At 31.1% G+C, this 22,365-nt stretch carries 23 protein-coding genes; 11 read left to right on the plus strand and 12 right to left on the minus strand.

Going from position 1 to position 22,365, the window contains the following annotated elements; genetic code table 11:
- Window positions 1–75 precede the first annotated feature (75 nt).
- The 10 genes from O9267_RS06460 to O9267_RS06505 all read right to left on the minus strand — a co-directional run bounded on the left by O9267_RS06460 (window position 76) and on the right by O9267_RS06505 (window position 9,527).
- Entirely contained in the window at window positions 76–420 is a 345-nt protein-coding gene (locus tag O9267_RS06460) for an Hpt domain-containing protein (protein WP_298177324.1), read from the minus strand.
- A complete protein-coding gene (locus tag O9267_RS06465; RefSeq protein ID WP_298177326.1) occupies window positions 420–1,031 on the minus strand; it encodes a fumarylacetoacetate hydrolase family protein in 612 nt (203 codons plus the stop codon). The genes O9267_RS06460 and O9267_RS06465 overlap by 1 nt, the downstream gene beginning before the upstream one ends.
- A gap of 75 nt (window positions 1,032–1,106) precedes the next feature.
- Entirely contained in the window at window positions 1,107–1,877 is a 771-nt protein-coding gene (locus O9267_RS06470) for a 3'-5' exonuclease (protein WP_298177328.1), read from the minus strand.
- A gap of 231 nt (window positions 1,878–2,108) precedes the next feature.
- Complete coding sequence (locus O9267_RS06475) at window positions 2,109–3,662, minus strand: T9SS type A sorting domain-containing protein (RefSeq protein ID WP_298177330.1); 1,554 nt, start codon at window positions 3,660–3,662, stop codon at window positions 2,109–2,111.
- Window positions 3,663–3,792: 130 nt separating this feature from the next.
- Window positions 3,793–5,202, minus strand: coding sequence for a dihydrolipoamide acetyltransferase family protein (locus O9267_RS06480; protein ID WP_298177332.1), 1,410 nt, complete (start codon window positions 5,200–5,202; stop codon window positions 3,793–3,795).
- A 90-nt stretch (window positions 5,203–5,292) separates the two neighbouring features.
- A complete protein-coding gene (locus O9267_RS06485; RefSeq protein WP_298177334.1) occupies window positions 5,293–6,456 on the minus strand; it encodes a glycosyltransferase family 2 protein in 1,164 nt (387 codons plus the stop codon).
- A gap of 137 nt (window positions 6,457–6,593) precedes the next feature.
- Complete coding sequence (gene lptB, locus O9267_RS06490; protein ID WP_298177336.1) at window positions 6,594–7,334, minus strand: LPS export ABC transporter ATP-binding protein; 741 nt, start codon at window positions 7,332–7,334, stop codon at window positions 6,594–6,596.
- Window positions 7,335–7,415: 81 nt separating this feature from the next.
- Window positions 7,416–7,763, minus strand: coding sequence for a carboxymuconolactone decarboxylase family protein (locus O9267_RS06495; RefSeq protein ID WP_298177338.1), 348 nt, complete (start codon window positions 7,761–7,763; stop codon window positions 7,416–7,418).
- Window positions 7,735–8,562 (minus strand): twin-arginine translocase subunit TatC, encoded by an 828-nt coding sequence (tatC, locus tag O9267_RS06500; protein WP_298177340.1) that lies wholly within the window; start codon window positions 8,560–8,562, stop codon window positions 7,735–7,737. The genes O9267_RS06495 and tatC overlap by 29 nt, the downstream gene beginning before the upstream one ends.
- Window positions 8,562–9,527, minus strand: a complete 966-nt coding sequence (locus tag O9267_RS06505; protein ID WP_298177342.1) for a KpsF/GutQ family sugar-phosphate isomerase — start codon at window positions 9,525–9,527, stop codon at window positions 8,562–8,564. Before O9267_RS06505 ends, tatC begins: the two co-directional genes overlap by 1 nt.
- An 85-nt stretch (window positions 9,528–9,612) precedes the next feature.
- Between O9267_RS06505 and recQ the strand changes: the two genes are divergently transcribed.
- The 3 genes from recQ to O9267_RS06520 are packed head-to-tail and all read left to right on the plus strand — an operon-like array spanning window position 9,613 to window position 12,987.
- Window positions 9,613–11,808, plus strand: coding sequence for a DNA helicase RecQ (recQ, locus tag O9267_RS06510; RefSeq protein ID WP_298177344.1), 2,196 nt, complete (start codon window positions 9,613–9,615; stop codon window positions 11,806–11,808).
- Between the two features lie 8 nt (window positions 11,809–11,816).
- Window positions 11,817–12,572, plus strand: coding sequence for a hypothetical protein (locus tag O9267_RS06515; RefSeq protein ID WP_298177346.1), 756 nt, complete (start codon window positions 11,817–11,819; stop codon window positions 12,570–12,572).
- Between the two features lies 1 nt (window position 12,573).
- Window positions 12,574–12,987 carry a hypothetical protein gene (locus O9267_RS06520; RefSeq protein ID WP_298177348.1) on the plus strand — a complete coding sequence of 138 codons (414 nt, stop codon included), beginning with the start codon at window positions 12,574–12,576 and terminating at the stop codon, window positions 12,985–12,987.
- Here the strand turns inward: O9267_RS06520 and O9267_RS06525 are convergent.
- Complete coding sequence (locus O9267_RS06525; RefSeq protein ID WP_298177350.1) at window positions 12,984–13,220, minus strand: hypothetical protein; 237 nt, start codon at window positions 13,218–13,220, stop codon at window positions 12,984–12,986. The two genes, O9267_RS06520 and O9267_RS06525, sit on opposite strands and share 4 nt — an antisense overlap.
- A gap of 77 nt (window positions 13,221–13,297) precedes the next feature.
- Between O9267_RS06525 and O9267_RS06530 the strand changes: the two genes are divergently transcribed.
- From O9267_RS06530 to O9267_RS06545, 4 genes are all read left to right on the plus strand, one after another.
- Window positions 13,298–14,794 (plus strand): T9SS type A sorting domain-containing protein, encoded by a 1,497-nt coding sequence (locus tag O9267_RS06530; protein ID WP_298177352.1) that lies wholly within the window; start codon window positions 13,298–13,300, stop codon window positions 14,792–14,794.
- An 87-nt stretch (window positions 14,795–14,881) separates the two neighbouring features.
- The gene (locus O9267_RS06535; RefSeq protein WP_298177354.1) at window positions 14,882–15,937 is read left to right on the plus strand and encodes a DUF2891 domain-containing protein; all 1,056 of its coding nucleotides are present in this window, start codon (window positions 14,882–14,884) and stop codon (window positions 15,935–15,937) included.
- Between the two features lie 33 nt (window positions 15,938–15,970).
- Window positions 15,971–17,530: an FAD-dependent protein gene (locus O9267_RS06540; protein ID WP_298177726.1), complete on the plus strand. Its 1,560-nt coding sequence runs from the start codon at window positions 15,971–15,973 to the stop codon at window positions 17,528–17,530.
- A 9-nt stretch (window positions 17,531–17,539) separates the two neighbouring features.
- Complete coding sequence (locus O9267_RS06545; protein ID WP_298177356.1) at window positions 17,540–18,619, plus strand: hypothetical protein; 1,080 nt, start codon at window positions 17,540–17,542, stop codon at window positions 18,617–18,619.
- Between the two features lie 2 nt (window positions 18,620–18,621).
- Here the strand turns inward: O9267_RS06545 and O9267_RS06550 are convergent, their stop codons facing one another.
- Window positions 18,622–19,617 (minus strand): bifunctional methionine sulfoxide reductase B/A protein, encoded by a 996-nt coding sequence (locus tag O9267_RS06550; RefSeq protein WP_298177358.1) that lies wholly within the window; start codon window positions 19,615–19,617, stop codon window positions 18,622–18,624.
- A gap of 253 nt (window positions 19,618–19,870) precedes the next feature.
- Here O9267_RS06550 and idi point away from each other — a divergent pair, with 253 nt between their 5' ends.
- From idi to O9267_RS06570, 4 genes are all read left to right on the plus strand, one after another.
- The gene (gene idi, locus O9267_RS06555; RefSeq protein WP_298177360.1) at window positions 19,871–20,398 is read left to right on the plus strand and encodes an isopentenyl-diphosphate Delta-isomerase; all 528 of its coding nucleotides are present in this window, start codon (window positions 19,871–19,873) and stop codon (window positions 20,396–20,398) included.
- A 31-nt stretch (window positions 20,399–20,429) separates the two neighbouring features.
- Complete coding sequence (locus O9267_RS06560; protein ID WP_298177362.1) at window positions 20,430–20,840, plus strand: 6-carboxytetrahydropterin synthase; 411 nt, start codon at window positions 20,430–20,432, stop codon at window positions 20,838–20,840.
- 1 nt (window position 20,841) lies between these two features.
- Window positions 20,842–21,321, plus strand: coding sequence for a peroxiredoxin (locus tag O9267_RS06565; RefSeq protein WP_298177364.1), 480 nt, complete (start codon window positions 20,842–20,844; stop codon window positions 21,319–21,321).
- Between the two features lie 79 nt (window positions 21,322–21,400).
- Window positions 21,401–22,363 carry a type I phosphomannose isomerase catalytic subunit gene (locus tag O9267_RS06570; protein WP_298177366.1) on the plus strand — a complete coding sequence of 321 codons (963 nt, stop codon included), beginning with the start codon at window positions 21,401–21,403 and terminating at the stop codon, window positions 22,361–22,363.
- Window positions 22,364–22,365 lie beyond the last annotated feature (2 nt).

The raw sequence follows: 22,365 nt of genomic DNA on the forward strand, positions 1-22,365 counted from the left end.
TCAGGTTTAAAAAAGATTGGAACGTAAAGCGGGAATTACCATTACTGATAAATCCCGAACCATTCGCTCCTAATTTTACATATCGAAATCTTTTTTGATTTCTTTGACAGCGTTTACAATTTGATTTTCGATACTTTCGAAAGTAGCGTTGATTTCGCTTCTTTTTCCTTCAGCTCTTGTCCATGCTTCGACCTGAAGAATTTCTTCGTACGCAACGTTCATTCCCAACAAATCGAGAGAAGGTTTGATTTTATGTGCATAAGCGTACGCTTGTTTGTAATCTTTTTCTTTTATTCCAGATTTGATAAGTGTTAAATCTTCGGGAACTTCGGTTACGAAAAGTTCTAAAATGGAGTTTACAAATTCAGGATCATTGTCTGAAAGCGCGTAAACTTTGGCTAAGTTGTAGTTTAGGGCCATTACTTTACTTGTATTTTAAATAGTTTTTGTTTGTTTAAAAATCCTTCCAATATATCATTGGGTTTTACTTGCGCAACACCTTCGGGCGTTCCTGTGAAAATAATATCTCCAATTTTTAAGGTAAAATATTGTGAGACATTTGCTATTAATTCATCAATTTTCCATAGCATTAAACTTGAATTTCCTGATTGAACGGTTTTTCCGTTGTTGGTTAATTCAAAATTTAAGTTGTCAACCGATTGAAATTTTTCTTTCGAAACAAATTCTCCAATAACTGCTGAACCGTCGAAAGCTTTTGCTTTTTCCCATGGCAGTCCTTTGTCTTTGAGTTTTTGCTGCAAATCGCGGGCTGTAAAATCGATTCCGACACTTATTTCGTCATAATATTTATGAGCAAATTTGGGTTCGATATACTTCCCTACTTTATTTATTTTGACAATTAGTTCAATTTCGTGATGAATATCTTCTGAAAATTCTGGAATTACAAAAGGATGTTGCTTTAGCAAAACCGCCGAATCGGGTTTCATAAAAACCACTGGTTCGTCTGGTCGTTCGTTTTGTAACTCTTCTATATGTTTAACGTAATTGCGTCCTATACAGATAATTTTCATAGTTTTTAGTCTCAGTTTTCAGTCTCAGTTTTCAGTTTTCAGTTTTCAAGCCAACTGCTAACTGCGACTACCAACTTATTTTGTATTTAATTTTCTTAATTTGATTGCGGTTAAAACTTTCTTGGTGTATAGAGGAAAATCGGCTCCTTGAATCCAGCCGTAATAGCCAGGTTCTTTTTCGAGTACATCTTCTACCAATTGGTTTTTGTTTTTTCCGAAAGTAAATATTTCTTGTCCTTTATCGTTTAATGCTATGAATCCTGCAAAATCAACTGCTTTTTTTCTCGAAGTAAATTCGGAAAGCGTTTTCATATCATTTGGTAAATCTTCGTAACGGTCTAATTGCGCTTTTAAGATTTCATATGTTGCCATTGTATCAGCTTCGGCAGTATGAGCGTTTTCTAGGCTTTGGTTGCAATAAAATTTTAGTGCGGCACTTAATGTTCGTTCTTCTTTTTTGTGAAAAATAGTTTGTACATCGACAGAAACTCTGTTTTTCATGTCAAAATCTACTCCAGCTCGAAGCAATTCTTCTGCTAGTAATGGAATATCAAATCTATCGGAATTATAACCTGCTAAATCACTGTCTTTAATCATGTTATAGACTTGAGATGCAAGCTCTTTGAAAGTTGGTTCGTTGGCGACTTTTTCGTTAGAAATTCCGTGAATGGCTGTTGATTGTGGCGGTATTGGAATAGTAGGGTTTACCAACCAGGTTTTACTTTCCTTATTTCCGTTTGGATATACTTTGAATACTGCTATTTCTACAATTCTATCTTTGGCAACGTCGATTCCGGTAGTTTCGAGGTCAAAAAAACAGATAGGCTTATTGAGTTTTAATTCCATTTTGATTAATTGATGGGAACAAATATAAAATATTGTATTTACCGTTTAACGATGTTTTAAAAAATTGATAAAAAAGATTTATAAAAAATTTAAAAACAGGCATTTTAAATAGGTAAAAGATAAATTTTAACACAGATTACACAGATTAACACGGATTTTTTTATAATTAAAAAATCAATAAAAAACCCGACAATTTTGATTTGTCGGGTTTGTTTAAATTTATGTTTAAACCTATTTTATAATTTTGATTGTATTATTCTCGAAACCATCATTAATTTTTAAAAAATAGATTCCTTTAGAAAGTGTTTCAGGCAAATCAAGATACAAAGAATTGTTTCCTGATGAAAATGATTTTTCATTACTCAAATTTTGAATTAGACGACCATTTGCATCAACTAAATCAATAGTTAAAATTTCATTTTTGGAAAGTGAAAAAGTAAGGTTTATTGAAGTTGTAAATGGATTTGGTGAAACGGAAAATTGAGGTTTTGAAAATAGGGAAGTTGAGAGGTTGGTAACATTGAATTGGACAAGTGCGGAATCCGAATTACTTGAAGTCCCAAAATTTATTGAGCCTCCACATAAAATTTTACCATCAGTTTTTAGTTTTAAAGTAGATAATCCATCACTTAAATTATTAAAATCTTTTATATAAACCCCATCTGAATCAAATGAAACATCCAAAATACCTGAATTAGAATATTTTAAAAGTAACATATCTGAGAGTTGTGTAGATTGATTATAATCATAACCTACACAAGTAATTTTTCCATCATCAGAAATTGAAAAGTCAGAAATTGAAAAATTTGTTCCCTCAGTTGAGTTTGTTATTACTTTTCCTTGATTACCAAATGTAGCATCTAAAACACCATTTGCATTATATTTACCAATGGCTACTCCTGAAGAAGAATTGAAACCAGAAATACCTCCAACATATAAATTGTTATTACTGTCAGAATTTAAACATACAAAATACTCGCTACCTCCGTAATCATCAACAACTATTCCTTCATTTCCAAAAGATGTATCTAAAGTCCCATCGGTATTTAGTTTAACCATTGCAAAATCAATTGTATTTGAAGTAGCAAAACTATAACCTGAAATTACTATTTTATCATCTAATAAAACCTTTACACTGCAAACTCTATCATCTGTATTCAATAAATTTCCACCAATATTATAATTTATTTTACCTAAATTGCCAAAACTTTGATCTATAGAGCCATCACTGTTTAATCTTGAAATACCAAAATCTGAACCATTATTAAAACAACTTCCAGCTAATACAATTTTTAAATCATTTTGAATATCGATTGAACATTCATAAAAATTATCAAAACTATTTGACACACCAAAGTTTCCAAATGAAGTATCAATTATTCCATCTTTATCATACCTAAAAACTGAAATTTGGTTATTGTTATCAGTATTTCTGCCAGAAACTAAAATTTTATCATCATTTTGAATTTTAATTGAATTGATTGGAAAATCATAATTAATATCTGTAGAAACATAACCAGCAATCCCAAATGATGAGTCTAAAATTCCTTCGCTTGAATATCTAGTCAAAACAATATTACTATTATTTTGATTAGTAAAAGATGTTAGACAAACTATCTTTCCGTCTGATTGATATTCTAATCCAAGTATATTTTCATTAGTTTGAGAAATTGGAATTACAGTTATACCACCAACCCCAAAACTAGTATCTAAAGTTACATTTTGAGCCATGCTTATCTGAAAAAAAGAAACAAAAAATAGTAAATAAAGTAGTTTTGTTTTCATAGCTAAGAAATTATTAAAAATCAAATGTACTAAATTTAGTACACACTTAAAAAATTATTTTTTTTATTAAAAAAACCCTGTCAAAGTTCAATACTCTAACAGGGTTGAAATTTTAAAATAACTTCTAAAATTATATACTTCTATTCAAATCAAAAGCTTCCATGTAGTCGGCTACTCTTTTTACGAAGCTTCCTCCTAGTGCACCATCTACAACTCTGTGATCGTAGCTGTGTGATAAGAACATTTTTTTGCGGATTCCAATAAAGTCACCTTCTGGAGTTTCTATAACTGCTGGAACTTTTCTAATGGCTCCTAATGCTAAGATTCCCACTTGCGGTTGGTTGATAATTGGCGTTCCAAAAACGCTTCCGAACGTACCTACGTTGGTTACTGTATATGTTCCACCTTGTGTGTCGTCTGGTTTTAGTTTTCCTGCTTTGGCTCTGTTTCCTAAATCATTTACAGCTTTTGCCATTCCTAATAAATTCAACTGATCGGCATTTTTTATAACTGGAACGATAAGGTTTCCGTTTGGTAATGCAGCCGCCATTCCTAGGTTGATATTTTTCTTTTTGATGATATAATCGCCATCAACCGAAATGTTCATCATTGGAAAATCTTTTAGCGCTTTTGCTACAATTTCCATGAATATTGGTGTAAACGTTAGCTTCTCGCCTTCTCTTTTCTCGAAAACATTTTTATTTTTTTCTCTCCAATCCCAAATATTGGTCACGTCAACTTCTATAAACGACTGAACGTGAGCCGAAGTTTGAAGTGAATCAACCATGTATTTTGAAATCAACTTACGCATTCTGTCCATTTCAACAATTTCATCTTGCCCGTTTACAGAAACTGGTGCTACCGTTGGTTGTGGATTGCTTGCTGCTGGTTGGATTGTAGGTTGCACATTTTGAGATACTGGTGCTGCAACTTGAACTTCTGGTTTTGTTTCAACAACTGGAGAAACTACTGGAGTTTGAACAGCAGCTTGAGTATTTTGAGCTGCTACTGGAGCATTTCCTCTAGTAGCTATATAATCTAAAAGATCATTTTTGGTAACACGTCCTTCATTTCCAGTTCCAGGAATTCTTTCTAGTTCAGCAATAGAAATTCCTTCCTCTTTAGCTATATTTCTTACTAATGGTGAAAAGAATTTATCGGATTCGGAAAAATTTTGGTTCGAAACGGGTGCTGCCACAAATTCTTTTGCTGCCTCAACGGCTTTAATAACTTCTTGAACAGCTGGTGCTGACTCTTGAACTGGTTGTGCAACTGGAGTTGGTGTTGCTCCTACAGAAGCATCGGTTTCTATAATTGCAATGGTTTGCCCAACTTGAACTAAATCATCTTTACCAAAAAGTTTTTCGACCAAAATACCCGAAACTTCACTTGGTACTTCGCTATCAACTTTATCGGTTGCGATTTCTAGAACGGCCTCATCCATTTCTATTTTGTCGCCCACTTCTTTTAGCCAATTGGTGATTGTTGCTTCTGCAACGCTTTCTCCCATTTTAGGAAGCTTTAATTCAAACTTTGCCATATTTTTTTTAAGTAAACTCGTTATACTTATTTGCAAAAATACTGATTTTACAAACTAGTCAATAACTATGCTTGGATAAGTTTTCAATAATTATACTAACAATATTGTTTCGCCTCTGTCATTACTTGAATTACTTCCAATTAAGAAATTATTTTCAGGTAGATACATTTTATAGGTATATTTATGATCAACATTGTTCTCCATAAAAGCAATAATATCTTTGTAACTTATGTAATTTGTATCAAAAATAACTTCTGTATTTTTCTTATTTTGAATATTGGAAATTAATTCAAGCGTTTCAGTATTGAGCAATGTTTTTTCAACCTCTTTTTTTAATTTATTTTTTAATTTTTGAGCAAGTGTATCTTTATCAGAAATTAAAATATAATTGGTTGGAACAATACGAGGTTTTGGTTTACCTTGAAATACCTTAAGAAGAGAAAAGCTCAGTGTTCCTATTTTCATAAAAAATAAAAAGAACAAGGAATGATTGAAATGTTTTTTATAAAAATACTTCATCGCATCTTGGAATCTCTTCATGTAAACTCCATCTTTAACAGTACTTTCGCCTTTATAATGAATTACCGTTGTTTGGTGAAAGTAATAATTATATTTTCCGTTCAACAAAGAAATGTAAGACAAATCAATATCGTCAGAATACATGAAACAATCTTCGTCAAAACCACCAATTTCATTGTATAAATCACGCTTCATTACCATAAACGCTCCAACTAAAATCTCAACTTTTCCTGTTTCATCTTTATGAAGCTGTTGGTAATAGTATTTATTGAAAATAGATAATTTAGGAAAAATGATATATAATCCTAAAACTTTGGTAAGTGCAACCCAAGGAGTTGGAATTCCTCGTTTGCATTCTGGCAAAAAGTTACCAGTTCCGTCAACCAATTTACATCCGATAATCCCGAGATTATTATGTTTTTTGGCAAAAAACAATACTTTTTCAAAAGTATCTTCTGCCACTACGGTATCAGGATTTAAAATACAAATATAATCGCCTTTTGCTTCGGCAACACCTATATTATTTCCTTTGGGAAAACCTGTATTTTCAGAATTTTGAATGAATTTGATATTTGGAAACATCGATTCCATCATCTGACTGCTTTCATCAGACGAATTATTATCGACTACAATTATCTCTGCGTCAATATTTTGAGTAGCTTTTTGAACACTTGTTATACAGAGTTCTAAAAAATAGCGAACATTATAGTTCAGGATTATTACAGATAATTGCATGTTGCAAACATAAAAAAATAAATTGAAATCGATAATATAAATGAGTAGTTCTTACAGATTTCAATAAAAAACAAACTACACAATTGAGTAAACTTGAAGCACAATTAACATAACTACTTTTGAGTGAATTAATTGTACTAAAACTCTAATTTCTTTTTACGCAGTTCAAAATTTTGTCCCAGATAAACCTTTCTTACCATTTCGTCAGCAGCTAATTCTTCTGGCTTTCCAGCTTTTAGTATTCCGCCTTCGAACATTAGATAAGTCTTATCGGTAATAGCCAACGTTTCTTGAACATTGTGGTCGGTGATAAGAATTCCGATGTTTTTGTTTTTTAATTGTGCTACTATTCGTTGAATATCTTCAACCGCCACTGGGTCGACACCAGCAAATGGTTCATCTAGTAGAATAAACTTTGGATCAGTAGCAAGACAACGTGCAATTTCGGTACGACGGCGCTCACCACCAGAAAGTAAATCGCCACGATTGGTTCGAATATGTTCCAAACTAAATTCGGCAATCAAACTTTCCATTTTAGCAATTTGTTCTTCTTTGGTATGTTTCGTCAATTGAAGTACACTTAAAATATTATCTTCAATACTTAACTTTCTAAAAACTGAAGCTTCTTGTGCTAAATATCCGATTCCGTTTTGAGCTCTTTTGTACATAGGAAAATCGGTAATATTCAAATCATCAAGATAAATATTTCCCGAATTTGGCTTTACCAATCCTACAATCATGTAAAAAGAAGTTGTTTTTCCAGCACCATTTGGCCCAAGTAATCCAACAATTTCTCCTTGATTTACCTCAACAGAAATTCCTTTTACAACACTTCTCTTTTTATAGGTTTTAACTAAATTTTCGGCTCTTAATTTCATTTTAGATTCTTAGACTTTTAGACCGTTAGATATTTTGACAAATAAACGAATAAACAAATAACCAAATTAACGTTTTAACAATTATTTATTCTCTTCTAATTCTTCCCAGAATTCATAAGCTCTTCGCAAATGCGGAATTACAATTGTACCACCAACTAAAGTCGCGATTCCCATTGCTTCCATCATTTCTTCTTTGGTTATTCCTTCTTTATAGGATGTTTCCAAATGGTATTTGACACAATCGTCACAACGTAAAACAGCTGAAGCTACTAATCCAAGCAATTCCTTGGTTTTTACATCTAAAGCACCTTCTGCATAAGCATTGGTATCTAAATTAAAAATACGTTTTACAATTTTATTGTTATCTGCTAATAGTTTTTCGTTCATTTTTGAACGATACTCATTGAATTCTTTTACTTGATTGCTCATTTTTTAATTGGTTTTTAACAACTACACTAGATATAAAAATACTAACTTCATATAATAATAATAAAGGTATTGCTACAATAATTTGACTTACAACATCTGGAGGAGTAACAATTGCTGCAAGAATCAACACAATAACTATTGCATATCGTCTATAATCGCGAAGGAATTTCGGTGTTACCAATCCTAATTTAGTTAAGAAATATATTATTATAGGTAATTCAAAAAATAATCCACAAGCAATTACTGATGTTTTTATCAATCCGATGTAAGATTGAATATTAAATTCATTTTTAATTTGAGTGCTAACAGAAAATGTAGCAAAAAAGTTAATAGACATGGGCACAATTACATAATAACCAAACAAAACACCAATGAAAAATAACAAAGACGAAATAAAAATAAATGTTTTAGCATTTTTACGCTCGTTTTCATATAATGCTGGACTAATAAATTTCCAAAATTCCCATAATATATAGGGAAATGCTAGAATAAATCCAACCGTTATACATGTCCATACCAATAGCGAAACTTGACCTTCAACATCTGTATTCTGAATTACAAAAGGAAGTTCGGTTACACAAAAACTTTCTACACCAATAGCCTTAGATAATTCACAGAAAAAAGTATAAGTAACAAAACTTGGATCTTTTGGTCCAAATAATATGGTTTCAAAAATAAAGTCGCTAAAGAAAAAAGCAACCGTTGCTACAATTACTATTGCAAATGAACTTCTAACCAATAACCATCTTAATTCTTCAAGATGATCTAAAAATGACATCTCTTTTTTTTCTTTTGCCATTATACTATTCCTTCTTTTAAAATGTCATGAAGATGAATTACACCTTTATATTCTCCGTTGTCAACTACAACCAATTGTGTTATTGAAAAATCTTCTAAAACATTTAATGCATCAACAACCATATCGGTCGATTTGATTGTTTTTGGATTTACCGTCATTATATCTTTTGCAGTTAATCCGGTAATAGTTTCCGTTTTATTTAACATTCTTCTGATATCTCCATCTGTAATTATTCCAACTACTTTTTCATTTTCTAAAACAGCTGTTACTCCTAATCTTTTTTCTGAAATTTCCACAATTACATTTTTGATACTCGAATCTGGATTTACAAATGGTTTTCTTGTTGTGTCTAACATATCTATAACTCGAAGTAATAATTTTTTACCCAAAGCACCGCCTGGATGGTATTTTGCAAAATCTTCTGCTGAAAAATTTCTTAATTCCATAAGGCAAATCGCCAAGGCATCACCTATTACTAACTGTGCCGTTGTGCTATTAGTTGGAGCTAAATTATTTGGACAAGCTTCACTATCAACCGTTGTATTTAAAACATAATGTGATTCTTTTGCTAAAAAAGAAGTCATATTGCCAGTTATTGCAATTAATGTATTTCCAAATCTTTTTAACAATGGAACCAAAACTTTAATTTCTGGACTATTACCGCTTTTTGAGATACAAATGATAATGTCGTCGGCTTGAACCATTCCTAAATCGCCATGAATTGCTTCAGATGCATGCAAAAATAAGGATGGCGTTCCAGTAGAATTCATTGTTGCAACAATTTTTTGGGCAATTATCGCACTTTTTCCAATTCCAGTTACAACCAATCTTCCTTTGCAATTATAAATTGATTCGGTTGCATTTATAAAATTATTATCAAGAAAATCAGCTAGTTTAGCAATTGATTTACTTTGTGATAAAATTGAATTTTGAGCTATTTCTAAAATATTTTTTTTATTATTCAAAACAGAATGTTATAAAAATTTGTATGTAAAAAAGAAAGTTGTATCTTTATGATGTGCAAATTTAATAAAATACTATTACTAAAGAATGAATTCATCCGAAATTGATATACATAAAGAATTAAAGAAATATTTTGGCTTTAACCAATTCAAAGGTTTACAGGAACAAGTTATTAAAAGTATTCTTTCTAAAACGAATACATTTGTGATTATGCCAACTGGTGGCGGTAAGTCACTTTGTTATCAACTTCCTGCTTTAGTTCAAGAAGGAACTGCTATTGTTGTTTCTCCTTTAATAGCATTAATGAAAAATCAAGTTGACGCTATAAGAAGTGTTTCTTCTAATGATGGTGTTGCCCATGTTTTAAACTCTTCTTTGACAAAAACTGAAATTAATCAGGTTAAAAAAGATATCACAAGTGGACTTACCAAATTATTATACGTAGCTCCAGAATCATTAGCTAAAGAAGAATATGTTGATTTCTTGAAAAGCGTAACTATTTCTTTTGTAGCAATTGACGAAGCACACTGTATATCAGAATGGGGACACGATTTTAGACCTGAATACAGAAATTTAAAAAACATAATAAAACTTTTAGGAAATGTTCCTGTTATTGGATTAACCGCAACTGCTACACCAAAAGTACAAGAAGATATTCTGAAAAACTTAGATATGTCTGATGCTAAAACTTTTAAAGCATCATTCAACCGTCCTAATTTATTTTATGAAGTTCGTACCAAAACCAAAAATATAGAAGGCGATATTATTCGTTTTATTAAGCAACACAAGGGAAAGTCGGGAATTATTTATTGCTTAAGCCGTAAAAAAGTAGAAGCAATTGCCGAAGTTTTACAGGTAAATGGAATTAGCGCTGTTCCGTATCATGCAGGTTTAGATGCTAAAACGAGAGCAAAACATCAAGATATGTTTTTGATGGAAGATGTTGATGTCGTAGTAGCAACAATCGCTTTCGGAATGGGAATTGACAAACCAGATGTGCGTTTTGTAATTCACCATGATATTCCAAAATCGTTAGAAAGTTATTATCAAGAAACAGGTCGAGCAGGTCGTGATGGTGGAGAAGGTTATTGTTTGGCTTATTACTCCTATAAAGATGTTGAAAAATTAGAAAAATTTATGTCGGGAAAACCAGTAGCCGAACAAGAAATTGGTTTTGCTTTATTGCAAGAAGTTGTTGCTTATGCAGAAACCTCAATGTCTAGACGTAAATTTTTATTGCATTATTTTGGTGAAGAATTTGATAGCGAAACTGGTGATGGTGCTGATATGGACGACAATGTTCGAAATCCAAAAACCAAAGTTGAAGCTAAAGATCAAGTGGTTAAGCTACTTGAAGTTGTTAGAGATACCAAACATTTATATAAATCAAAAGAAGTTATCTATACCTTAATAGGTAGAGTGAATGCTATGATAAAGGCGCATCGTACTGATTCACAATCGTTTTTTGGTTGTGGAGCAGCATTTGAAGAACGCTATTGGATGGCATTAATTCGTCAAGTTCTTGTAGACGGATTATTATCAAAAGATATTGAAACATACGGAATTATAAAAATTTCTGAAAAAGGATTGGCTTTTATCAAAAAACCAACTTCTTTTATGATGTCTGAAGACCATGAATATAACGAAAGTGAAGATGATGCTATAGTTACAGCCGCCAAATCATCTGGAACTGCAGATGAAGCGTTAATGGCAATGTTGCGTGATTTACGTAAAAAAGAAGCTAAAAAACTTGGTGTTCCTCCGTTTGTGGTTTTTCAAGATCCTTCTTTAGAAGATATGGCTTTGAAATATCCTATCACCATGGATGAGTTAATAAATACTCATGGTGTTGGTGAAGGAAAAGCAAAAAAATACGGAAAACCATTTATAGAATTAATTGCTCGTTATGTAGAAGACAACGATATTATTCGCCCAGATGATTTGGTTGTAAAATCTACTGGAGCCAATTCTGCAAACAAATTGTATATTATTCAGAATATTGACAGAAAATTATCTTTAGACGATATTGCTTCTGGAAAAGGGTTAAAAATGGATGATCTGATTAAAGAAATGGAACAAATTGTGTACTCAGGCACAAAATTAAATATCAAATATTGGATTGACGAAATGCTAGACGACGATCAGCAAGAAGAAATTCAAGACTATTTTATGGAATCTGAAACCGATAGTATAGAAAAAGCTCTAAAAGAATTTGATGGTGATTATGATATAGATGAACTTCGCTTAATGCGAATTAAATTTATCAGCGAAGTAGCGAATTAAAATTATTTATGAAATATCATTTTGCTTCTATAATTTTAATGTTTTCTATTAATCTATTTGGAACTGCACAAGTTCCAGATTATCTTATAATTGGTAAGGATACTTTAAGAATTCACAGCAATCCTTTAGAAACTTATTTTAAAACCAATCCATTAGATAATAGTTTAATAAAATCAAGGTCAACAGCAAATTGGAGAGGTTATGTTGCTTATTTTAAATTTTTAGATAATAAATTAGTTGTAGAAAACATATATAAAGAAGATTATGGATCTGATTCTAAACAATATTTTTTGATATCAATTTACAAAGAAGTTTTTGGTGATTCTCCTAATTTCAAATGTGATTTTTATTCTGGATTACTTGTATGTCCATTTGGTAAGTTAATCGAATATGTTCATATGGGTTACGCCTCAATTTATGAATATTACGAATTATTTGAAATCAATAATGGGTTAAAAATTAATTCTAAGAAATTTACAGGAGAAGAATTTCAAAACTTCAAAATTGAATATTATAAATATTTTAAAACAACAGAAGAATACAAAACTAAACTACTTGAATTTAGACAAATGATGCTTGAAACTGAAAAATCATTTGAAGAAACAAATTTATTTGACACCAAAGAAAATAAAAAGAAACCCAAAGAAAATAAATATTTAAAGCAAAAAGAATTAGAATATAAAATTGATAAACAAACAAATTCATTTATGTTTTTCTTACTTGACGATTACATAAAAACTATAGAAATCCCTAAAAAAAATTAAAATGAGAAAAATTATTCCTTTAACAATTATAGTTTCATTGTTTTCATTACTGAGCTTTGTAACAATTGGTGAAAAAGAACATGATAAACGTTTAGTCGGAATTTGGAAAGGCTTTGAAGTAGATAAACAATATGAAGGTTTAGAAAAACATTGGATTCAACAACGATTTGAAAATGGAACATATGTAATTATGTTTACATCAAAACAAGATTGTGAAATAACAACATTTACTGAAAAAGGAAAATGGTGGACAAAAGATGGAGAATTTTTTGAACAATCAACAAGTTCAAAAAACATTGATATCTACAAGTACACAATAGATAATCCTATGGTAGTAAGCTTTAAAAGTGTGGTGCTTTTAGGAAAAAAAGATGACACATATATATTCTCTGATTACAAAATGGATTTAGATTAACTATAAACTTCACCTCTATGTGGTTTTAGAGCATCCCGAACTTGAATCATATTTTCATCAGTTACAACCATATAAGCAATTGCATACAGTTCGTTTACAATTTCAAAACCAGTTATATCCATTGGAAATTTTTCTATTGCAATAAATTCTTTTAGATGAATTTCATGATGTTCAGCAATTCTTGCTGCATCTTGACCTCTAAAATCCCATATAAGTTTTATTTTTCTTGACATTTTTTATAAATAATAATCTAAAAATCAATTATTTAATTAATTTTTATATTTTTGTTAAAACTATAAAAACCATAATTATGAAACAAAAATACATTCTTTTAGCGTTAGTTGCATTCTTTTCTTTTAAAGGAGTTTCTCAAAGCTACACCGTAAATCCAATTCCTTTTCAACAATATTCTGGAAGTTTAGCTGTTTTAGCTACTGTTGATGATATAAATTCTCAATTAATTACATTACCATTTAATTTTGAATTTTATGAGGAAACATATAACCAAGTTGTAATCAGCACAAATGGATATATCGACTTTAGAGCCTCAAGTGCTGGACTTGGTTCTCCTTGGAGTTTTAATCAAACAATTCCTAACGTTAATTTCCCTGTAAAAAATTCTATTCTTGGAGCATTTCATGACATGAACAATAGTAATGCGCAAGGATCAATAACTTACGGAGTTTCAGGAAATGCACCTTATAGAAAATTTGTTGTTTTTTACAATAACAATTCACATTTTGGTTCATGCTCCACTAGCAAAAGTTCATTTCAAATGATTTTGAATGAAACTACAAATATTATCGATGTTCAATTAATAGACAAACAAGCTTGTACGGCGTGGAACAACGGAAACTGTGTCACAGGATTAATAAATCTTGCTGGTAACGATGCAATTGCGGCTCCAAATAGAAATACAAGTTCATGGTCAGCTTTTCATGAAGGCTGGCGTTTTAAGCCACAAACCGTTTTAAATTCCGTTTACAATTTTGTAAAATGCGACGCAGGTGTTGACGGTTTTGAAGAATTTAATCTTGCAGTAGTCCAAAACGATTTGAATGCTGGTTTAGATTTTTATGCTACTCAAGCTGATGCGGACAGTATGACAAATCCATTACCTTTAAACTTCACCAATACAACGGCATATATCCAAACTATATATGGCAGAATATTAGGTACTACAGCAACAATAAATGTAAATCTTGCTGCATTAAGTTGTGAATTTGATTATGATTTTGATGGAGTTCCAACTGCTAACGAAGATGTAAACCAAGATACAAATCTTGCAAATGACGACACAGATGCTGATGGTCTTTACAATTTTGCCGATAATGACGATGATGGTGATTTAGTTTTAACTTCAGAAGAATATGTTTTCCCAAGAAATACAAATTCGTTAGATAGTGATGGCGATTCAATTCCAAATTACTTAGATAATGACGATGATGGTGATGGAATCTTAACAATAAATGAAGACGCAAACGGAAACTACAACCCAATGGATGACGATGCTGATGGTGATGGAATTCCAAATTTCTTAGAAAACAGTGCACTTTCTAATCAAGATTTTGCATTGAAAAATAATATTTCAATTTTTCCAAATCCAGCTTCCAATATTTTAAATATTGAAAATAAAACAAATGAACAAATTACTGCTATTTCAATTTATTCTGTAAAAGGTGATTTGATAAAAGAATTGAAATCTGTTTCCAATTCAATTTCTGTTTCTGAATTACAAAATGGTGTTTATTTTGTGAAAATTGAAATGAATAAAAATGTATTGAATTATAAGTTTGTGAAAAACTAAAAGAATTTAGCATAAATTTTCAAAGGGTTTGGTTCGCACTAAGCCCTTTTTTATTGAATAAAAGTTATATTTGAAAAAAAATAGATCATGAAACACATAGTTATAATTCTTTCTCTTTTATTCAATTTACAAACTTTTTCTCAGGAATTAACTATTAATCAAGCTAATCATCTTGCTTCATTACCATTAAAATGTTTACAACAAGAATATCCTAATAAGTTAGGTCAAATGCTGATTGATAGCACAGAAATAAAATCGCCTAAAGCACTTCATCCCACTTTTTATGGCTGCTTTGATTGGCACTCTTCTGTTCATGGACATTGGAGTTTGGTTTTTTTGCTAAAGAAATTTCCTTTGTTAGAAAAAAGAGAAGAAATCATTCAGAAACTAAAAACAAATTTATCTAAACAAAATATTCAATCTGAAATTGATTATCTAAATAAACCACACGAAAAATCATTTGAACGAACTTATGGTTGGAACTGGATTCTAAAATTGCAATTGGAACTAGAAACCTATAATGAGCCATTTGCTAAAGAACTAGCTCAAAACTTAAAACCTTTAACAACATTAATTATTAAAAGATATACAGAATTTTTACCCAAATTATTATATCCAATACGAGTAGGAACACATTCCAATTCAGCTTTCGGATTAACTCATGCATGGGATTATGCAGTTTTTTCTAACAATACTGAATTTCAAAATACTCTAAAAATAAACGCGAGAAGAATGTATTTTACAGATGAAAATTGCCCTTTCTCTTGGGAACCAAGCGGAACCGATTTTCTTTCTCCATGTTTTGAAGAAATAGCCATAATGCAACGTGTTTTATCTAAAAAAGAATTTTTTATTTGGCTAAAAAAGTTTGCTCCAAAACTATTTAATAAAAATTTCAATATAGAAGTTGCTAAGGTTTCTGACAGAACAGATGGTCATCTTGTACACCTTGATGGATTGAATTTTAGCAGAGCTTGGAATCTTTATTATTTACTAAATCAATACCCAAAAGAATTTTCACATCTCAAAAAAGTAGCCGATTACCATTTAAACTTTTCATTACCTTCAATTGTAGATGGAAATTATGAAGGCGAACATTGGTTAGCTTCATTTGCTTTAAGAGCATTTGAAGAAAAAAAATAATTTCAAATGCTTACTTTTGCCAAAAATCAATTTATGCCTCGCGAAATTCAAACTCAAGTCACTCCTGAAATTGCTCACAACGAATCATTACTCAATGAACATGTTGCGAAGTTGTTTCATATTTCTGTAAAAGAAATTCAAAAGGTTGTGGTTTTAAAACGTTCAATTGATGCACGTCAAAAAGCTATAAAATTCAACATAAAAGGAACTGTTTTCTTTAAAGATGAAACTGTTGTTGAACAAAAAATTGAACTTCCAGATTATAAAAATGTTTCCAATTCGCAAGAAGTAATTATCGTTGGTGCTGGACCAGCAGGGCTTTTTGCAGCATTGCAATTGATTGAACTAGGTTTAAAACCAATTGTACTAGAAAGAGGAAAAGATGTTCGTGGTCGCCGTAGAGATTTAAAAGCCATAAATGTTGAACATATAGTAAACGAAGATTCCAATTATTGTTTTGGCGAAGGCGGAGCAGGAACTTATTCTGATGGAAAATTATACACTCGTTCCAAAAAACGTGGCGATGTTGATAGAATTCTACAATTATTAGTAGGTTTTGGAGCTTCTGAAGATATTTTGATTGAAGCACATCCTCACATTGGAACCAACAAATTACCTCAAATTATTCAAGATATTCGTGAGAAAATTATAGAATGTGGCGGACAAGTTTTGTTTGAAACTCGTGTAACAGATTTTATTATAAAAAACAACGAAATTCAAGGAATTACTACTCAAAAAGGCGATATAATTTCTGCAAATAAAGTCATTCTTGCCACAGGACATTCAGCTAGAGATATTTTTGAATTATTAGATAGAAAGAAAATTTTTATCGAAGCAAAACCATTTGCATTAGGCGTTCGAGCTGAGCATCCACAGGAATTGATAGACAAAATTCAATATTCGTGTGATTTTCGAGGTGATTATTTACCGCCTGCACCCTACTCGATTGTAAAACAAGTTAATGGTCGTGGCATGTATTCGTTTTGCATGTGCCCAGGTGGCGTAATTGCTCCTTGTGCTACTAGTCCTGGCGAAGTTGTTACCAATGGTTGGTCGCCATCTAAACGTGACCAAAGCACGGCAAATTCAGGAATTGTAGTCGAATTAAAATTGGAAGATTTCAAACCTTTTGCCAAATTTGGAGCACTTGCCGGAATGGAATTTCAAAAATCAATTGAGCAAAAAGCATGGCATTTGGCAGGAGAAACCCAAAAAGTGCCTGCACAACGAATGGTCGATTTTACACAAAATAAAATTTCAACATCAATTCCGAAAACATCTTATGTTCCTGGAACAACTTCTGTAGAAATTGGACAAGTTTTTCCGGGATTTTTAACTCAAATAATGCGTGAAGGTTTTATCGAATTTGGAAAATCGATGCGTGGTTATATGACTAACGAGGCCATTCTTCATGCGCCAGAAAGCAGAACTTCGTCGCCAGTGAGAATTCCAAGAGATAACGAAACTCTAGAACACGTTCAAATAAAAGGTTTGTATCCTTGTGGAGAAGGTGCAGGTTATGCTGGTGGAATTATTTCGGCAGCTATTGATGGTGAAAAATGTGCTCTAAAAATCGCAGAAGTTTTAAAATAATTATTTATAATGAAAAAATTCTTTTCTAAATTATTCAAGAATAAATCAACTGAAAATCAATCGGTACTTTCGTTTGAATTTTTGAATGAGATATATTCTTATTTATATTATGAAAACTCAAGTGTCAATTTTAAACTAAAAGGTTTTTTTGATAAAATTTACATCAATCGCTATAATTTTCCAGAATCATTTGATAATCCAAAAAGTAAAAGTGAAGTCAAAAGTTGTGGCTTTACCACTATTTATGAAGTTTTGAATGAACTTTATGCAAAAATAAATATCGACCCCATTTCGCAGGAGTTAATTGATGAAGATTATCCAATAGATTTTATCCATATTCAATTTTACAGTGATATAATCGGAGTAAACTCTACTTCAAAAAATATTTTACAAAATTTTATCCTCTTTTTTTGTTGTGAAGAAGGAAGTTCAGAGACAAATGGATTTAGACTTTTGTATTCAAACAATCGCTACTTTACCTTTTTTATTAGAAATTTACTCGATACAAAATTTATCGAAAATAATACTCCGGAAAATGAAATTGAAGAAAAAGCATTCAAAGATTTTGAAACAGTCTTGATTGGAGTTTGCCAACATTTGAAAATTGAATTACCAGAAACTATTTCTGCAACAAATTTATTACCTGAAGAAGTAACCCAGAATCATTTTGAAGAATTGTTAAATTTGATTACTCGACATAAAATTGATGAAAAAATCATAAAAAAACAAGCCAAAAAAATGTTTGGCTTGTACAAAAAACCATCAGAAGATGATAATTTCTTTGAAGATAATTACGAATTTTTAGAAAATGTAAACTGCTGGAATAGCGACTGGAAATTTGATCCAGAAGATGCAGCATACTTTATTTCTGAAATGATTGAACAAGATTTTACCTTTGAATATCCTGAGGAAACTTACAGTCACGATTTATTTCCATACATTCAAAAAGAATTAGCAAAATCAGAATTAGAGCTATTGAGTTTTGATACTCAAGGTGACAACTATTTGTTCTTTGTAGCCAATATAAAAGACGTTAACCGAATTTTAGAACTGGCTCAAATTATTGATGTTAAAATAGATAAATTATAGAATTATTTCTTCAACCTATCTTTAAAAACCTTTTCAAATTTTTCGATTTTTGGTTGAATCACCATTTGGCAATATGGCTGGTTTTTATTGTTGTTATAATAGTTTTGATGATCTGATTTTGCTTTATAAAATTTCACGAACGGTTCCAAAGTTGTAACTATTTTTGAAGCATACACTTTAGAATTATTCAATTCATCAATAATACTTTGAGCTGCTTTTTTCTGTTCTTCATTTTCATAAAAAATCACCGAGCGATATTGCGTTCCAACATCTGCTCCTTGTCTATTCAAAGTTGTTGGATCATGAACGGTAAAAAACACTTTGAAAATTTCATCCAAATTGGTTTTGGTTTTATCATACGTAATTTCAACTACTTCTGCAGCACCAGTTGTACCAGAACAAACTTGTTCATAACTAGGATTTTCAACATTTCCGCCAGCAAAACCTGAAACAACTTTCTCAACACCTTGTAGGTTTTCATAAACTGCTTCCACGCACCAATAACATCCGCCACCTAAAACTATGGTCTCGAGATTTGATTTGTTGGTTGCAATTGCATCAGGAACAAAATCTAACGAAATGGCGTTCATACAATATCTTTTTCCTGTTGGCTGCGGACCATCATCAAACAAATGTCCTAAATGTGAATCACATCTGCCACAATTGGCTTCAATTCTTCGCATTCCATACGAATTATCATCTTTGAAAGTGATACTGTTTTTATTTTCTTGTTCAAAAAAACTTGGCCAACCACAACTGCTAGTAAATTTTTGATCTGATTTAAAAAGTTTATTTCCACAAGTTGCACAATAATAGGTTCCTTTGGTTTCAGAATTCCACATTGTTCCAGTAAAAGCTCTTTCGGTATCGGCTTCACGTGCAACTGCATATAAATTGGGTGACAAAATCTTTTTCCATTCAGTGTTTGACACATTCAACTTGGTTGTGTCTGTATTAGAGTAATAAGGATTTTCAGGTTTGCTAATTACGTTTTCCATGTTTTTTGATTCAGATTTTTTAGTTGATTGGCCACAAGCATTAAATATAAACAATTGTACAATCATTAAACAATTTAAAAGCTTTTTCATTATAATAAGTTTAAATTATACTGCAAATTTACATTAGATATACGATGTAAAATGTCATACAGATTACAAATTATCATCAATTAAGGAAAGTTTAACGGTTGTTTGATTGTCATAATTATGTAAGGATATATTTTTTCGTATTTTTGACAAGTATAAAAATTTTATGAAGGAAGAACAAGTCATATTAGTCAACGAAAAAGACGAACCAATTGGTTTGATGAATAAACTCGAAGCGCACGAAAAAGCGGTTTTGCATCGTGCGTTTTCAGTTTTTGTTTTAAACGATAAAAACGAAGTCATGCTACAACAACGTGCGCATCACAAATACCATTCGCCATTGTTGTGGACCAATACTTGTTGTAGTCATCAGCGTGCTGGCGAAACCAATATTGAAGCTGGAAAACGTCGTTTGTATGAAGAAATGGGGTTCAAAACTGAATTGAAAGAGTTGTTTCATTTTATTTACAAAGCACCTTTTGACAACGGTTTGACCGAACATGAACTCGACCATGTTATGATTGGTTATTCCAACGAAGAACCCAATATAAATTGTGAAGAAGTTGAAAGCTGGAAATGGATGAAGATTGAAGATATTAAAGAAGATATGATTCAAAATCCTGATATTTATACAGTTTGGTTTAAAATTATCTTTGACGAATTTTATCATTATTTAGAAGAACACAAGTTATAAATTCCAATTTTTAAATTCCAAAATCCAAAAAATGAAAGTAACAGTTTCAAGAAAAGCACACTTTAATGCAGCACATCGATTGTATCGAAAAGATTGGACTATGGAACGAAATGATGCCGTTTTTGGAAAATGCAACAATCCAAACTTTCACGGACACAATTACGAATTAATCGTTTCGGTTACTGGCGAAATTGACCAAGAAACTGGTTTTGTAATCGACGTGAAAATACTTTCAGATTTAATTAAAGAACACATAGAAAACGCTTTTGATCATAAAAATTTGAATCTTGATGTTCCCGATTTTGCAGATTTAAACCCAACTGCCGAAAACATTGCAGTAGTAATATGGAATAAATTAAGAACTTATATTGATTCTAATAAAGAACTAGAAATAACTCTTTATGAAACACCTCGTAACTTTGTAACCTATAAAGGCAACTAAAATGGCATTAAAAATTGGTGATAAAATTCCAAACTTTACCGCAAAAGATACCAACGGAAATCTTTTTGACAGTCAAGATTACCTAGGCAAACAACCACTTGTAATTTACTTTTACCCAAAAGACAATACGCCGGGTTGTACAACACAAGCTTGCAGTTTTAGAGATAATTATCAAGATTTTAAAGATTTAGGAGCAGAAGTTATTGGAATAAGCTCAGATAGTGTTAGGTCACATATTCAGTTTAAAAGTAAATTCAACTTGCCTTTCATATTACTTTCTGATAATGATAAAAAAATAAGAAAACTTTTTGGAGTTCAAAATAATTTGCTTGTAATTCCTGGACGAGAAACTTTTGTGACTGATAAAAACGGAACCATTCTACTAATTTTCAATAGTATGTCTGCCGAAATCCATATAGAAAAAGCATTGTCAATACTTAAAAAATATAGCAACTATTCATCTATATGTTTCGGTCATTAAACTTATTTAATCAATTAATCCGCCGAAATTAATTAAATCTTAAATATTTTTTTTTCATTTTTGCAATAAATTAAATTAAATGAATTTATATCCACTACAATTCCAGCCTATTCTAAAAGACAGAATTTGGGGCGGAACCAAGCTAAAAACCTATTTAAACAAACCTATTTCTTCTGAAATCACTGGAGAAAGTTGGGAAATTTCTACTGTAGAAAACGATGTTAGTGTTATTTCCAATGGTTTTTTTAAAGGAAAATCATTAAACGAAATCATTTCTGAATTTCCAAATGAAGTTTTAGGAACAAAAGTTTATGAGCAATTTGGAAAACAATTTCCATTACTTTTCAAATATCTTGATGCTCGTGAGGATTTATCAATTCAAGTTCATCCTAATGATGAATTGGCAGCTAAACGTCATAATTCGTTTGGTAAAACCGAAATGTGGTATGTCATGCAAGCTGATGAAAATGCTCGACTAATAGTTGGTTTCAAAGAAAAATCTTCACCAAATGAATATTTAAAAAGTCTTGAAAACAAAACAATAATTGATATTTTAGATACTAAAAAAGTAAAAAAAGGAGATGTTTTTTTCCTCGAAACTGGAACTGTTCATGCCATTGGAGCTGGAACAGTAATTGCCGAAATTCAACAAACTTCTGACATTACTTATAGATTATATGATTTTGATAGAGTTGACGCTCATGGAAATACACGCGAATTACATGTCGATTTAGCTTTAGATGCCATAAACTATAATGTAGTTGAAGCTCAAAAAGAATATTCTAAAGTTGTAAATTCTTCTAACGAAATGGTAAATTGTCCTTATTTTACGACCAATTTCATTCCACTTGATGGAAAAATTGAAGTTGAAAAAGACAAAAAATCATTTACAGTTTATATGTGTGTTGAAGGCAATTTTGAATTAGAATATAAAGGAGAAAGTTATCAGTACAAAACAGGTGATACGGTTTTAATTCCAGCAGAAATGGCTTTATTTGAAATTGATGGAAAAGCCTCTTTGTTAGAAATATACATTTCTTAACC

This window comes from Flavobacterium sp. (assembly GCF_027531705.1).
GTDB lineage: Bacteria > Bacteroidota > Bacteroidia > Flavobacteriales > Flavobacteriaceae > Flavobacterium.

What these genes read in the sequence shown, in the direction of transcription:
- O9267_RS06460 (WP_298177324.1), bottom strand. Translation starts at nt 420, where the DNA reads ATGGCCCTAAACTACAACTTAGCCAAAGTTTACGCGCTTTCAGACAAT.
- O9267_RS06465 (WP_298177326.1), bottom strand. Translation starts at nt 1,031, where the DNA reads ATGAAAATTATCTGTATAGGACGCAATTACGTTAAACATATAGAAGAG.
- O9267_RS06470 (WP_298177328.1), bottom strand. Translation starts at nt 1,877, where the DNA reads ATGGAATTAAAACTCAATAAGCCTATCTGTTTTTTTGACCTCGAAACT.
- O9267_RS06475 (WP_298177330.1), bottom strand. Translation starts at nt 3,662, where the DNA reads ATGAAAACAAAACTACTTTATTTACTATTTTTTGTTTCTTTTTTTCAG.
- O9267_RS06480 (WP_298177332.1), bottom strand. Translation starts at nt 5,202, where the DNA reads ATGGCAAAGTTTGAATTAAAGCTTCCTAAAATGGGAGAAAGCGTTGCA.
- O9267_RS06485 (WP_298177334.1), bottom strand. Translation starts at nt 6,456, where the DNA reads ATGCAATTATCTGTAATAATCCTGAACTATAATGTTCGCTATTTTTTA.
- lptB (WP_298177336.1), bottom strand. Translation starts at nt 7,334, where the DNA reads ATGAAATTAAGAGCCGAAAATTTAGTTAAAACCTATAAAAAGAGAAGT.
- O9267_RS06495 (WP_298177338.1), bottom strand. Translation starts at nt 7,763, where the DNA reads ATGAGCAATCAAGTAAAAGAATTCAATGAGTATCGTTCAAAAATGAAC.
- tatC (WP_298177340.1), bottom strand. Translation starts at nt 8,562, where the DNA reads ATGGCAAAAGAAAAAAAAGAGATGTCATTTTTAGATCATCTTGAAGAA.
- recQ (WP_298177344.1), top strand. Translation starts at nt 9,613, where the DNA reads ATGAATTCATCCGAAATTGATATACATAAAGAATTAAAGAAATATTTT.
- O9267_RS06515 (WP_298177346.1), top strand. Translation starts at nt 11,817, where the DNA reads ATGAAATATCATTTTGCTTCTATAATTTTAATGTTTTCTATTAATCTA.
- O9267_RS06520 (WP_298177348.1), top strand. Translation starts at nt 12,574, where the DNA reads ATGAGAAAAATTATTCCTTTAACAATTATAGTTTCATTGTTTTCATTA.
- O9267_RS06525 (WP_298177350.1), bottom strand. Translation starts at nt 13,220, where the DNA reads ATGTCAAGAAAAATAAAACTTATATGGGATTTTAGAGGTCAAGATGCA.
- O9267_RS06530 (WP_298177352.1), top strand. Translation starts at nt 13,298, where the DNA reads ATGAAACAAAAATACATTCTTTTAGCGTTAGTTGCATTCTTTTCTTTT.
- O9267_RS06535 (WP_298177354.1), top strand. Translation starts at nt 14,882, where the DNA reads ATGAAACACATAGTTATAATTCTTTCTCTTTTATTCAATTTACAAACT.
- O9267_RS06540 (WP_298177726.1), top strand. Translation starts at nt 15,971, where the DNA reads ATGCCTCGCGAAATTCAAACTCAAGTCACTCCTGAAATTGCTCACAAC.
- O9267_RS06545 (WP_298177356.1), top strand. Translation starts at nt 17,540, where the DNA reads ATGAAAAAATTCTTTTCTAAATTATTCAAGAATAAATCAACTGAAAAT.
- O9267_RS06550 (WP_298177358.1), bottom strand. Translation starts at nt 19,617, where the DNA reads ATGGAAAACGTAATTAGCAAACCTGAAAATCCTTATTACTCTAATACA.
- idi (WP_298177360.1), top strand. Translation starts at nt 19,871, where the DNA reads ATGAAGGAAGAACAAGTCATATTAGTCAACGAAAAAGACGAACCAATT.
- O9267_RS06560 (WP_298177362.1), top strand. Translation starts at nt 20,430, where the DNA reads ATGAAAGTAACAGTTTCAAGAAAAGCACACTTTAATGCAGCACATCGA.
- O9267_RS06565 (WP_298177364.1), top strand. Translation starts at nt 20,842, where the DNA reads ATGGCATTAAAAATTGGTGATAAAATTCCAAACTTTACCGCAAAAGAT.
- O9267_RS06570 (WP_298177366.1), top strand. Translation starts at nt 21,401, where the DNA reads ATGAATTTATATCCACTACAATTCCAGCCTATTCTAAAAGACAGAATT.